Below are 12,706 nucleotides of genomic sequence, written 5' to 3' on the forward strand. Positions count from 1 at the left end.
AACGAGGCGACTTTTGTCATGAGCAACTGTTGCGCCTGCTGCTCGTTCGTGGGAACACCGATCGCCTGCGATATTGAGCGACGCAGTTCTTCTGTTCCGCTCTGTGAGGTGACGAGGCGAGACACCGTTGTAGAAAATTCGTGCGCTGACGCACCTGCCGGTGAACCAATAACTTCCAGATCAGCCAGCAGCGTCGCAACTTGTTTACGTGCGGCCGCGGAATTCACAGGCGGAAGATTTGTCAGCTGAGATCGAGCTGCACTCGCCATTGCAGTTTGCAGCTTTGACTTGATCTCGTTCGATGCGTTTTGACAACGTCTCAACTCGGCAAACGAGTCACTAACGCATGAGAGTGATCGCTCCAACATGAGGCGCATGACAGCATCATTCACTTCTGTTTGGGCTACAGCGTGGTCATACAAGCCAAACACCAATAGAGATACCAGCATGGTCACGCGGGAGCCCGGGTAACGCCGGTGCGACTGGGGCAGGGACTTATGCTTCAACGCATGCGAGTTCATGTAGCTCCCAATGTTTGGAAAGACTTTAGCAGTCTGCTGGCGACCCGAAAAGTAAGTCGATAGCGGGGTTAACCCTCGATCGGGCGCAGCGCCCGCTAAGGGGTTCCACGTGAAAAGCATCATTTTGAGTGCCGATCAGACGGGCTTAATCGTTCAACGATGGCCCGTCGTCGGTGGCTCAACCTTGGCTAGCTATCGATAATCGAACATTCTCGAAAGGCAAAAAATTGCTGTACCTGCTATTTCCGAAGATCAATATAAATTTCCTCGTAAAGGACACCAGCACCAAGCCGATGCGTTGAGTGCAGTTCGCTCTCGCTGTCCAAAGCCTGGAGCAAAGTCCGCCGTGGTACTTCGGTGTTGGATTTCTCGTTCCCATGTTTACCCGGTCTGGTGGACATAACCGTTTTCAATCGGTTTTTCTGGCCGACCTTGCCGCGCTTGCTGAAGTCAGTCCACAGGCTTTTAGGCGTTGCGTTCAAACTCCCATGGTGACCTACCTTGTAGAGATCAACATCCTTCAGGAGCGCCCTGCTGCTGCTTTGCGACAAAGCGTATTGCCAGTTTTCCAGCTGGGCATCACCGGGAAACAAGAGCTTCTTCTTGCCGGCTTCAAACAGCAGTATCAGACTCGTGTTGTTCATCTGGTCATCCAGGATGGTGACGATTTGCTGCAATTGTTCACCCCTGGCATCCTTTAGCCTCAGCGCATACCAGCGTGCGCTCATGGGCAGCTTGCCACCGTCGACAGAGGGATGATTCGGAAACAGCGCCCCGGGCTTGCCCTGCAGCTGGTTGTCGGCATCAAGGCTGGCCATCTGCAAATGCCAGAACTCATCCGGATCCCTCGATCGTTGCTTGCGAATCGTGTCGGTTTGTCTGAGGGTTGGCGGGCCCAGCACATGGGTGGTGACACCGGGAAGAACCGACTGGGTCAGCCCGGAAGGCCCGCCATGGTAGGTGTAGATGGTTTTGGGCGCCATCGTTGCAAGATTCCTGACGGCGGACTTATTCGAAATGTTGTCTTCCCCGACAAAGCGGAGCTTTTCCTTGAGTGCCGGAGAGACGGACTTGGGAAATGCATCGAGCAACTGGACCACCTTTTCGGCAGTAAACCCCATTCGGCGAAGTGCCAGGCTGTGTTTTTTGGCAGCGGCCGGCGCGGTCGCGTCTTCGGCCAGGTCGGGTTGTTCCGTCCAGGGCTGGATCACAACCTTGGGTTTCAGGCCTGCGATGACATCGCCGGAGGCCGTTCCTTTGGCATTGGTTGCAAAGCCGCTGATGTGGTCGGCGTGCCGGTGCGTTGCAATGACAGCATCGAGCTTCCCTCCGCACCTGTCGACGATGTCCCTGGCTATTTCATCCATGTGGCTGGAAGCGACATTCGCTGGCAGCCCGGTGGTGCCGAAGTCAATCAGGAGATGCTTGTACTTTTCACCAGGATAAACAAAGCGCAACAAAAAGCAGTCGCCAAAGCCGACCTGGTAGGCAAAGATGACCGCTTCAATCGGTTTTGAACTCGTCGCCATAATGTCTCCCGGTGTGTCAGTGTCCGCCGGCGCGCACACGGTGCGCCACTGCGAATTGATTGCGACTGTCTTGCACCTGCTCCAGTCCCCCCGAATCCCACAAGTAGTCCAGCCGGCGCTTCTGCCTGGCCGCATCGTCCAACCGTCGTTCAATGTGGTACTTGATGCGCCCGTATTGGTCAAACACCAACACGCCACCTCCATAGGCACGCAGCCGCTGCCGGGACGACATCCCTTCGGGGCGGCTGATCTTCAGGACTGCCGTCACCTCGGCGCCAAACAGATCGGCGATCTGGACATACTCGCAAATGGTCTCGCGCAGCATGAAACCGTCCGGTCCCTGCCGCATGCTCGGCCTGACCGAAATCACCTGGGTATAGCCGCGATCATCAATTCTCAAGAGGTGGCGGTTTTCCCAGATGAAGCGGAACACTTCTTCCCCGTCCCTGAGCATGGATTCGAAGTTGGTTCGCTTGTAAACAATGTCTTCGTTTAAATCAAACGTCTTCCAGCAGGCATCGGCATCGGTTTCTGGTCCTGGTACGGTGATGCCGTAACTGGCGAAGGTTTCCTTGATCGCATCACGGTAGCTATATCGCGCGTCGTCCGGCGCAACTTCCCGGTCAACCGTCAGCAAGGCCGCCAGGTAGTCGCCAAACTCCAGATCGACCGGCGGGCAATAGTCGAGGGCCCGGATGGCCATGGTCAGGAGCTGGTTGGCCACTTTTGTACCCTCGTCGATCACCATATCGAGGTTGTAAAGCTGGCGCCCAAAAGTGCCGAGCTGCTGGATCCGGGCAACCCACAGGGCCAGGAAAGACCGAAGCAAGGCCGCGGCCAACAGTTCGCCGCGCGCATGCGGTTCTTCATATTCGGACCTGTCGAGATAGTCTTTCCTGGGTTCCAGGGCGATGGAACGTCTGAGCGCATTCACCCGCGCGCCACCGAGCTGCTGGCCAAACTCCTTGCCAAGACCAAAAAGAATCGAGTCGGCGATGGCTTGTTGGGTCAGCCGGCCTTCCTGAATCAGCCGGAGCCCGTCTCGCTTGATGATCCGTCCCTCGCCAAGGGTAAGGCCGAGCTCCACGATGGGCCGCAGGGAAAAGACCGAAAGCAGCGCCACGATATCGGAGAAGCCTTCATGGAAGGCGGCTTGGTCCGGACCCGAAGGGTCGGTGTAGCGGTTTCTTAGACCGTCGAGCAATGCGTGGGTCGCTTCGTGGGCCACGATGTCATGCGACAAGCAGGTGAATACCCGCTGCTTGCTACGCACTCCATCGAAGTAGCCAAACATCAGCCCACGATCCTTTTCCGAATAGAAGGCATTAGCGTCGCAAAAAGCATGGGGCGCGATGTGTATCTGATGTCCGTTAAAACCCCAGGGCACGCGCCGGCCAAGGGCATATTCAAATCTCGCAAGCGTTCGCATGACCACCGCATAGACATGCTGCGCATGAAAATTCGGGTTTTGCAGCAGCTCCTGATCAAACGCGAGACGGGCTTTCCGGGAGAGCTTGGCACTTGGCAGTGCAAAGGGATCCACAATCTGGCCGTCCGGTTGGTAGACGTAGGGGTGCGGCCGATAAAGCGTGTTGGTTGTCGCATCGAAATCCACCACCTTGACGCGATAACCCACCGGGCCGTCAGCCAGCATTTCATAGGGAATTTCGACTTGGGCCAGGACCAGCGCACCGTTTTGCTTAACCGCAGGATCTTGCGCGAGTATGGTCAGCCGTTGGGTATTTCCAGTCATCGTCATCCCCGTAGTGGAACTTGCTGAGTGGCTATCTTCTTCCGACAGATTTACTGGATACTCGCCTGCGAGTTGGTCGCTGCGGAGTATGTGGTTCCCAATTGTGGCGAATATGGCAAGCTGCGGCCCCCTCTAATTGGAGGAGAAAGATCTTGGCTGGGCGGACACAGATCGCAACGGCCGCAAGGACCTGTCGCTCACTGAATCGGGCGGATCGCCCGCGTTACTCCTGCTGATTGGTCACGGGACTGAGCCACAGCGCTGCTGCCTCAGCTGGTGGCAGCGCACGAAGGTGCGAATCGCGCCAAAGCTCCATCGCCACCTCTTCCAGTTGAGCAGGCTCCACCGTGTGCCAGCGGTCGTGCAATCGCTCGGCACACCTGGTAACCCATTGGGAGGGAGAGAGCTCGTCCATGGTGTTTATGATACTGTACATAAATACAGTTGTCCAGTAGGATGGCTGGCCCATGAGACCTGACAGAGACGACCCCATGCAAGCATTTAATACCCCGCCGGCGCGCGCGCCGGTCCAGCCTTTCACGCTGCCGCCCGGTATCCGCCGCTACCCACCTTGGCCATTCCCAGTCGCTCCGGTCAGGCGTCCTTCCAGCGATGTGGCTGCCAATGCAAGAAGGGGCATTGCGACCACGGCGCGAGCGTTCCTGGCGCAACTTTCCTCATGAGGCCCGGCGCTTTACAACTGCCATCGCAGCGTATTGGCAAGCGCATCCTTAACCCGCTCCGTTTGTCCATAATTTGGGACAGTCTTCCACTTGAATCGTTAGTACCTGACGGATATTCAATGAAAAATTGAGAGGCCATGGCTCAGTGGTTCTATCATTGGGCCAAAATCAAAGCCCGTTTAGCCTTAAAGTAACAACAACAGAGGTTTCCCTTGCCCCCCAAGTCCGTTCCAGTGACACGTGAGAATTCGCCAGCGGCCACGTTCCGCGCCATACATTCCACGCGTGCGTTTGAGGAGGTTGCCGCGCAGATCCGCGAGGAACTGGCCAAGGGTCGCTTGAGGATCGGCGACCGGCTGCCCTCGGAACGCGCCTTGTCCGAACAGTTTGGCGTGTCGCGCAATACCCTGCGCGAGGCGCTGCGCTCGCTGGAGCATGCCGGCCTAGTGCGGCTTCAAAAGGGCGCAAGTGGCGGCGCATTCATCACCGAAGACAGCGGTGATGCCATCACCACAGGCATGCTGGATCTTTACCACGTGGGCTCCATCCAACCCGCCCACCTGACAGAGGCGCGCATATGGCTGGAATCCATCATCGTGCGCGAAGCCTGTCAGCGCGCCAAACCGGCGGACCTTCAGGAATTGCACCAGAACATCAAGGACGCCGAGGAAGCCACCGAAAAGGGCAACTTCAGTCGCCGGGCCGAGGTGAATCTGAATTTCCATCGAATCCTGGCCCGCATGACAGGCAACCCCATTATGGTCATCGTGATGGACGGGGTACTGTCCGTGCTGCGGCACTACATCGATTCGATCGGCGAGTACGAGAACGCTTTTGTGCTGCCTTCGCGTAAGCGCTTCATGAAATTCATGGAGAAGCCTGATATCGAAGGCGCCGTCGCGGAGATGGAGGCGAGCCTCAAGCGGCTGCAGCGCGGCTACCTGTCGCACGCCAAGCACGCTGCAGTGGTGGCAGCGGCCGGGCTGCCGCCTGCGGCCAAAGCCGCGCCCAAATCCCGGGCCGCGCGCAAGCCCGGCTGAGGAGGCCAGGCGCTTTCGGATTCCGCCGCCGCTTCAGGTAGCTATCCATGCCGCTGCCGCGCTGACCTCGGCGCGGCTGGTACGAAACGCATTTGCCGGGTGGCCCACGTCGGCATAGCCGAAAGAAATGCCGCAAACCACACGCCGGTCATCCCCCAAACCGAAGAACTTGCGCAGCGCCTGCGAGCGCGAGGCCAAGGCAGCTTGCGGGATGGTAGCCACGCCCAAGCTGGTGGCGGCCAGCAGGAAGTTGGACACGTAGGCGCCGCAGTCGATGGCACCGTACACCTCGAGCGCATCGTCGCTAGTGATGATGGCCACGTGCGGTGCGCCGAACAGGCGGAAGTTTTCCTGCCCCTGCCGCGCGGACGCCTCCCGGTCGCCTCGTGCGATGCCCACGCTGTCGTACAGCGCAAACCCGCATTCACGCCGGCGCTCCTGGTAGACGCCGCGGTACTCCCTTGGCCAAGGGAAATCCGCCCCTGACTCGCCCTGCTGGGGCGTGGTCTGCAGCGCATCGCGCAGCCGCTCTGTCGCCGCGCCTTCGGTGATGTGTACCTGCCAGGGCTGGGAATTGCACCAGGACGCCGTTCGCTGCGCCATCTGCAGCAGGCGCTCCTGCACCTCACGCGGCACCGGGTCGGTCAGGAAGGCGCGACAACTGTGGCGTTGCGCCAGCAGTTCATTCAATACCGCAGAGGGGGAAGAAGGGTTCATGCATGGCTCCGTTCTTTGTTGGGGGGCTGAGCGCCCGGCAAAGCACAGGCATTGCCGGCGCGCATGGATCAATAGTATAATGGTTCTACCAAAATCCACCTGGACCTTGCCGTGTTTGATCAAGAACGAATCGATGCCCTGCCGATCCACCGGAGTGCGACACCGAGCGCCGAGCCTGTGCTTGCCGGTCTGCGCGTTGTGGACTTCACCCATTTCGTTGCTGGCCCGCTGGCCACGATGACGCTGGGTGATTTTGGCGCTGATGTCATCAAGATCGAAGCGCCGGTCAAGGGTGACGACTTCCGCCACTATCCCACCGTGGACCCCGAGATTCCGGCACAGGGTGGCCCCTATCTCTGGACCAACCGCAACAAGAAGAGCCTGGCGCTGGACATGAAGAGTGCAGCGGGCCTGGAAATCGCCAAGGAGCTGATCGCTGATGCCGACGTGCTGGTGGAAAACTTCTCGTCGGGCGTGATGGATCGGTTTGGGCTGGACCATGCGACGTGCCTGCAACTCAATCCCCGGCTGATCTACTGCTCTGTTTCGGCCTATGGCCGGGAGGGCGCGTATGCCGACCGTCTGGGGTTCGATCCCATCGTGCAGGCCGAAAGCGGTTTCATCTCGATGAACGGATATGAGGACCGCCAGGGCGTTCGCACCGGTGCGGCCATCATGGACACGGCCACCGCGATGTCCGCCACCAATGCGATCCTGCTGGCCTTGCTTGCGCGTGCCAAGGATGGCAAAGGCCAGCGCATCGAGGTCGCGCTGTATGACACCGCCATTCTGATGACGGGCTTCGGCGCGATGCAACACTTGACCACCGGCCACGAGCCCCGGCGCAACGGCAACGTGAGCCCCGACACCTGCCCCTCGGGTGTGTTCATGACGGCCGACAAGCCGGTCTATATCAACTGCGGCAACGACAAGATCTTCCAGCGGCTGTTCGAGCAGGTGTTTGAGCGGCCCGACATCGCCCACGATCCTGTGCTGTCGCTGCGGGCAGAGCGCCTCAAGCACCGGGAAGAGATCTTCAAAATCATGGACGAGGCCTTCGCGCAGCATCCCTGGAGCTATTGGGCACCGCGACTGCGCGCGGCCAGCGTGCCGCATGGTCAGGTCAAGACGCTGAGCGAGGCCCTGGCCTCGGACGAGTCGCGCTCGCGCGGTCTTGTCACCCGCATCGCACACCCAGTCAAGGGCTGGGTTCCCAATATCGAAACACCGCTGCGCCTGACGCGGACGCCGGCGGTTCCTCCGCAAGCCGCGCCTGCCGTGGGTCAGCACTCAGAGCAGGTGCTGCGCGAGACGCTGCATTACGACGATGCGCGCATTGCCTCGTTGCGTGCGGCCGGTGCCTTCGGGCAATAAGCGAGCACTGCATCCACTGACCCAACCCGAAAGGACACCCTGTGAACAGGAGAGTCGCCATTGTCGGCACCAGTGCCATCCCCATCGGCCGCCACCAGAGCGCGGACGACGACGAGCTTCAGACACTCGAGCACGAGATCATGACCCGCCTGGTCTCAGAAGCCGTGCGCGATGCCGGTGTGGAGAAGAAGGATATCCAGTCCCTGATTTTCACCCTGCCCCGCCCCTACACGCGCCAGAAGTACTTCCACACCTTCCTCATGGGGCAACTGCGCCTGGCGTGTCGCGGCAGCGTGATGGAGGTCATGGGAAACGGCATGACTGCAGCGCTGGCTTTCGACAAGGCCTGCGATGAAATTTTGCTCGGTCGCGCCAACGTGGCACTGGCGCTGGGCATCAACATGGAGAGCGCGGTCTCGGCGTCCGAGCACATGATGAGCAGCATGCGCACCACGGGCGACGTGGATTTCCACACATCGGGCGGCTTCACGCCCATCGCCTGGTATGCGATGGACGCCATGCGCTACATGCATGAGTACGGCGCCACCCGCGAGCAGCTCGGTTCAGTGGCCGTGAAGAACCGCTTCCACGCATCGCTCAATCCACTTGCGCAGTACCGCAACCCCATCTCTCTGAATGATGTGATAAGCCAGCGTCCCATTGTCGAGCCCCTGGGCCTGTACGACGTTCCCCCGCGCGGCGATGGTGCTGCCTGCATCGTGCTGGCCAGCGAAGAGGTGGCCCGCAGCCTGGGCAAGCCCTACGCCGTGGTGCGCGGGCGGGGTTTTTGCCACGACGGCACGCATCAGATCAGCGATGTGCCCAATGACATGATTGCCTTCGACTCAGCGCGCGATGCAGCGGCAACTGCCTATGCGCAGGCCGGTGTCGGTCCCAGTGACATCGACCTAGCCGAGCTGTACGCGCCATGCACCATCGTGGAGGTCCTGGTAAGCGAGGCGCTGGGTTTGCAGCCCCGTGGGCAGGGCGCGCGAGCCGCCTTCGAAGGCGAGACGCGCCTGGGCGGACGCATACCAATCTCAACCTCCGGCGGGCTCACCTCGCGGGGGCACCCGGCCTACGTGACCTCTCTGTACAACTACATCGAGCTGGCAGACCAGCTGCGCGGCCGCGCTGGCGAGCGCCAGGTCCTAAATGCGCGCCTGGGCTTGGCCACGGGTGAGCTGGGCAACTACAACGCCGCGCTGATCCACATCCTGGAGGCCATGCAATGAGCCACGACGTGACCATCCCCGCCGCCCTCCCCTACATCAACTTGCTGGGCAAGCGCGCCTATCCTCCGCGCCTGTCCGAATTCACCCAGCACTTCTGGAACGGTCTACGCCAGGGCGTCTGGCAAACCAGTTGCTGCCAGGATTGCAAACGGCAGACCTTTCCACCCAAGCCGCTGTGTCCGCACTGCTGGTCGCCCAACGTGGGGTGGAGCGCGCTCAGCCCGCGTGGTCTGCTGTATTCGTGGACGCGTATCCACGCTGCACCCGCGGTGTTTACTGCCGAAGCGCCTTACCCAGTGGGCATTGTTGATCTGGACACAGGTATCCGCATTGCCTGCCGCCTGGTCGATGTGCCCGGCCAGGCCTTTATTCCCGACATGCCCATGGAAATGCTGGTACTGCAATACGAGGACGGCCCCCTGTTTGCAGCCCGTCCCTGCCTGGCGCCCTGAGTCCCCCACACGCATCCCTTATTACAACTGCCAAAGGAGTCAATCATGCGAGGAAAATGTATAGAGGAATTTGAAGTCGGCCAGGTGGACGAGAGCCGCGCCCGCACCGTCACCGAGACCGATGTGGTCACCTTCTCCTGGGTATCGGGCGATGTGAATCCCATGCACACCGATGCGGTGCACAGCGCCAAGTCACCTGTGGGCCAGCGAATCGCCCACGGAGCGTTGGGCCTGTCCATCGCTACCGGCCTGAGCGCCAGCTTGGGCTACCTGGAAGGCTCGGCCGTGGCCGCGCTGGGCGTGGATGAATGGCGGTTTCTCAAGCCCATTCTTTTCAACGACACCATTCACCTGCGCGCCACCGTGGTTTCGACGCGTCCCACCTCCAAGCCCGACCGAGGTGTGTTGGTACGCCGAATGGAGCTGGTGAACCAGCATGGTGACATCGTGCAAAGCGGTCTGATGACCACTATGGTGCTCACCCGCGCCGGGCGCGACGCTGTCCTGAGCCAATCCTGAATCCACTGAACCAACGAACTCCCAAAGGAAGACTTCCATGTCCGCATCCCTGATCAATACCACCGGCCTGAACGAAGAGCAGCGCATGATGCGTGAAGGCGTTCTCGATTTGCTGAACAGACACCTGCCCTGGGACAAGATCCGCAAGATGGACGAAACCCGCGAGTTTCCCCACGAGGCCTACAACGCACTGGCCGAGGCCGGCTATATCGGCCTGTTCTACCCCGAAGAACTTGGGGGCATGGGTGGCAGCTACAAGGACATTGCCGTCTTTTTGGAGACGCTGGGCTACTACTACACCGGTATCGCCCAGGCCATCACCACCACGGCGATTTATGCCGGCATGCATGTCGCCAAGTTCGGAACACCCGAGCTGCAAAAGGAGATCGTGCCCAAGATCATCTCCGGCGAGATCAAGCTGGCACTGGGCATGTCCGAGCCGGGTACGGGTTCCGACGTTGCGGGCATCAAGACCTCGGCTATACGTGAGGGGGATGAATACGTGATCAATGGCAGCAAGGTCTGGATCACCTGCGCCCACGTGGCCGACTACATCGTAGCCATCGTCAAGACGGATACACAGGCACGCCACAGCGGCATCAGCACCATCCTCGTGCCCACTAGCGCCAAGGGCGTGACGGTGCGCCCGCTGTCCATGCTGGGTCGCCGTACCACCCATGCTAACGAGGTGTTCTTCGACAACGTGCGCGTGCCAGCCACCAACCTATTTGGCGGCGAAGGCCAGGCCTGGAAGAACATCATGAAAGCCCTGGGCTTGGAGCGCTTGGGTCTGGCCGCTATCTCGGCAGGCCATTGCTTCAAGATCACAGAGTACGCACGCGACTATGCCAAGGAGCGCATCCAGTTCGGCAAGCCGATCTCCGAGTTCCAGGTCATCCAGCACAAGCTGGCCGACATGCTGATCATGTCTGAGACGGCCCGCCAATCTGTCTACCGCGTGGCGGAACTGCTGGACGCGGGTCAGCCGGTGGTGACGGAGGCTTCCATCGCCAAGATCGTCTGCACCGAGAACAACTTCAAGTGCGCGGACATAGGCATGCAGGTCCTGGGCGGCGCGGGCTACTCCAACGAGTACGACATGCAGATGTTCTTCCGCGACTCGCGCGTAGGACCCATCGGTGGCGGAACCAACGAAATCCAGCGCAACATCATCGCCAAGCAATTGGACCTGTGATGCATGGGTGAAAATGGAGGCTTGGTGAGCTTTCCCCGGCTCCTACAACGCAAAAAGACCGCCGAGCAGGCTGTGTAAATAGTCTGATTTGAGTCGGTTGAAGTGAAATGCCCCGCGAAAGCGGGGCATTTTTGTTGGTGCGCAGGAAAGAAGGGCCTCAGCCCTGCAGCGCGGTGCGCATCCAGGCTGCTCCCTTGATATTGAAGGCTCGCTTGAGGTTGTAAGCCAGCACGGCGATGGTCAACTCGCTTCTGGCGCCGTCCAACCCTCGCATCAGGAGCCTGGCGTTGCCCAGCATGAGGTGCTTGAGGTCGGCAAAGGGGTGTTCCACGGTCTGCTTGCGCAGCTGCATCATCTCGGCTCGCTCAGCCATCCGCTGGGCGTTGGCTTGCAGGGCGTCTTCATACAGGTGGCGGCTGACGAAACGCTGTGCAGCCGTCGTGCATTGCGCCTTGTTGGCGCATGCGCCGCAGTCCTGCGGGCGTGCAGCGTAGATGACCAGCTTGTCTTTGCTGTGCAGCTGCTTGCGCGCCAGCGTCTTGCCCACGGGACAGGCAAAGCTGTCTGACTGCGTGTCGTAGGTGAAGGCGCTGCGTTCATACAGTGTCCCGCCCGCCTGGGTATTGACGGCCCGTTTGACGGCCACGAAGGTGGTGATGCCCTCATCGCCCAGATTGGCAATTTGCTCGCCGTTGGCATAACCCGCATCGGCCACCGCAATCACCGGCTCGCCCAGCGCGCGGCTGGCCGCTTGGGCCATCGGCTGGAGCTGGCGCTGGTCGTTTGCCTCGTTGGTCACATCGTGCGCCACGATCATGTGGCTTTGGCTCTCCACGGCCGTTTGCAGGTTGTACGCGGGGACCCGGTTGCCCGCCTGCACCATCACCTGCGCCTGGGGCTCGCCTCGCACCGCTGTCTGTCCGCGTCCTTGCTGCAGCCGCTCAAGGCTCTTCTGCACCTGGGCCTGCTGGCCCTGCAACCGCTGCAGCGCACGGCGTACGTCTTGCGCACGCGCATCGCCTGCGCTGTCCTGCCGATCCTGTGCGTCCAGCATCTGCAGGTACTGCTCGATTTGCTGCGCGTTGTGCCTGGCCTGCTCGCCCAGCGCCTGTTGGTCCATGACCGCCTTGCGAGAGGCTACCGCGCGAATCTTGCTGCCATCAATGGCAACCGTGTTGCCCGCGATCAGGCGCTGCGTGCGGGCAAACTGCACGAATACCGCGCACGCAGCCACCAGGGCGTGTGTGTTGGTGCGGCGAAACTCGGCGATCGTCTTGTGGTCCGGAGCCAGCCGACCCAACAGCCACATGCACTCCACATTGCGCCGGCACTCGCGCTCCAGCGCCCGCGAGGAGCGCACCGCACTCAAATAGCCCCAGATGTACAGCTTGAGCAAATCGGCCGGATCGTAGGGCGGAGCACCCAGCACCTGAGCCTGTGCCTTGCCAAACCCCAACGCCTTGAGCTCTAGCGATGCAACCCATGCATCGACCACGCGTACCAGCGAATCCTCGCTCACCAGCTCGTCCAGCATCACTGGAAATAGCGCCGCCTGGCGCCTGCCTTCCCCTCTTCGGTGTCCCATCACGCCTCCCAAATGAAAACGCCCGCCAGACTCAACGTCTGCCGGGCGCCTGGGGCCGACTTCAACCAGGACTATTTACACAGCCTGAACAGCGGGCTTTTTT

Annotated in this window: 11 protein-coding genes; 6 read left to right on the top strand and 5 right to left on the bottom strand. The window is 60.5% G+C overall.

Features of this window, described 5'->3' with window-relative positions; translation table 11 throughout:
* Window positions 1-760: 760 nt before the first annotated feature.
* The 3 genes from PSV26_RS21210 to PSV26_RS21220 all read right to left on the bottom strand — a co-directional run bounded on the left by PSV26_RS21210 (window position 761) and on the right by PSV26_RS21220 (window position 4,218).
* A complete protein-coding gene (locus tag PSV26_RS21210) occupies window positions 761-2,050 on the bottom strand; it encodes a hypothetical protein (protein ID WP_300573865.1) in 1,290 nt (429 codons plus the stop codon).
* 16 nt (window positions 2,051-2,066) lie between these two features.
* On the bottom strand, window positions 2,067-3,803 hold the full coding sequence (locus tag PSV26_RS21215) for a hypothetical protein (RefSeq protein WP_300573868.1): 1,737 nt from the start codon (window positions 3,801-3,803) through the stop codon (window positions 2,067-2,069).
* 223 nt (window positions 3,804-4,026) lie between these two features.
* Complete coding sequence (locus tag PSV26_RS21220; protein ID WP_300573870.1) at window positions 4,027-4,218, bottom strand: hypothetical protein; 192 nt, start codon at window positions 4,216-4,218, stop codon at window positions 4,027-4,029.
* Window positions 4,219-4,719: 501 nt separating this feature from the next.
* Here PSV26_RS21220 and PSV26_RS21225 point away from each other — a divergent pair.
* A complete protein-coding gene (locus tag PSV26_RS21225; protein ID WP_300574311.1) occupies window positions 4,720-5,526 on the top strand; it encodes a GntR family transcriptional regulator in 807 nt (268 codons plus the stop codon).
* A 33-nt stretch (window positions 5,527-5,559) separates the two neighbouring features.
* On the opposite strand, the gene PSV26_RS21230 is transcribed toward PSV26_RS21225, so the two are convergent.
* On the bottom strand, window positions 5,560-6,243 hold the full coding sequence (locus PSV26_RS21230) for a nitroreductase (RefSeq protein WP_300573873.1): 684 nt from the start codon (window positions 6,241-6,243) through the stop codon (window positions 5,560-5,562).
* 111 nt (window positions 6,244-6,354) lie between these two features.
* Between PSV26_RS21230 and PSV26_RS21235 the strand changes: the two genes are divergently transcribed.
* The 5 genes from PSV26_RS21235 to PSV26_RS21255 are packed head-to-tail and all read left to right on the top strand — an operon-like array spanning window position 6,355 to window position 11,018.
* Entirely contained in the window at window positions 6,355-7,617 is a 1,263-nt protein-coding gene (locus PSV26_RS21235) for a CoA transferase (RefSeq protein ID WP_300573876.1), read from the top strand.
* A 41-nt stretch (window positions 7,618-7,658) separates the two neighbouring features.
* Window positions 7,659-8,852 carry a thiolase family protein gene (locus PSV26_RS21240; RefSeq protein WP_300573879.1) on the top strand — a complete coding sequence of 398 codons (1,194 nt, stop codon included), beginning with the start codon at window positions 7,659-7,661 and terminating at the stop codon, window positions 8,850-8,852.
* Window positions 8,849-9,304, top strand: coding sequence for an OB-fold domain-containing protein (locus PSV26_RS21245; protein WP_300573881.1), 456 nt, complete (start codon window positions 8,849-8,851; stop codon window positions 9,302-9,304). The genes PSV26_RS21240 and PSV26_RS21245 overlap by 4 nt, the downstream gene beginning before the upstream one ends.
* 45 nt (window positions 9,305-9,349) lie before the next feature.
* Window positions 9,350-9,823, top strand: coding sequence for a MaoC/PaaZ C-terminal domain-containing protein (locus tag PSV26_RS21250; protein ID WP_300573883.1), 474 nt, complete (start codon window positions 9,350-9,352; stop codon window positions 9,821-9,823).
* 37 nt (window positions 9,824-9,860) lie between these two features.
* Window positions 9,861-11,018 carry an acyl-CoA dehydrogenase family protein gene (locus PSV26_RS21255; protein ID WP_300573885.1) on the top strand — a complete coding sequence of 386 codons (1,158 nt, stop codon included), beginning with the start codon at window positions 9,861-9,863 and terminating at the stop codon, window positions 11,016-11,018.
* A gap of 157 nt (window positions 11,019-11,175) precedes the next feature.
* On the opposite strand, the gene PSV26_RS21260 is transcribed toward PSV26_RS21255, so the two are convergent.
* Window positions 11,176-12,603, bottom strand: a complete 1,428-nt coding sequence (locus tag PSV26_RS21260; RefSeq protein ID WP_300573887.1) for an IS1182 family transposase — start codon at window positions 12,601-12,603, stop codon at window positions 11,176-11,178.
* Between the last annotated feature and the right edge of the window lie 103 nt (window positions 12,604-12,706).

Source organism: Polaromonas sp., assembly GCF_029945685.1.
In the GTDB taxonomy this organism is placed as follows: Bacteria; Pseudomonadota; Gammaproteobacteria; order Burkholderiales; family Burkholderiaceae_C; genus Polaromonas.

Excerpts from the sequence above, each read along its gene's own strand:
- PSV26_RS21210 (WP_300573865.1), bottom strand. The coding sequence starts at position 2,050 with ATGGCGACGAGTTCAAAACCGATTGAAGCGGTCATCTTTGCCTACCAG.
- PSV26_RS21215 (WP_300573868.1), bottom strand. The coding sequence starts at position 3,803 with ATGACTGGAAATACCCAACGGCTGACCATACTCGCGCAAGATCCTGCG.
- PSV26_RS21220 (WP_300573870.1), bottom strand. The coding sequence starts at position 4,218 with ATGGACGAGCTCTCTCCCTCCCAATGGGTTACCAGGTGTGCCGAGCGA.
- PSV26_RS21230 (WP_300573873.1), bottom strand. The coding sequence starts at position 6,243 with ATGAACCCTTCTTCCCCCTCTGCGGTATTGAATGAACTGCTGGCGCAA.
- PSV26_RS21245 (WP_300573881.1), top strand. The coding sequence starts at position 8,849 with ATGAGCCACGACGTGACCATCCCCGCCGCCCTCCCCTACATCAACTTG.
- PSV26_RS21250 (WP_300573883.1), top strand. The coding sequence starts at position 9,350 with ATGCGAGGAAAATGTATAGAGGAATTTGAAGTCGGCCAGGTGGACGAG.
- PSV26_RS21255 (WP_300573885.1), top strand. The coding sequence starts at position 9,861 with ATGTCCGCATCCCTGATCAATACCACCGGCCTGAACGAAGAGCAGCGC.
- PSV26_RS21260 (WP_300573887.1), bottom strand. The coding sequence starts at position 12,603 with ATGGGACACCGAAGAGGGGAAGGCAGGCGCCAGGCGGCGCTATTTCCA.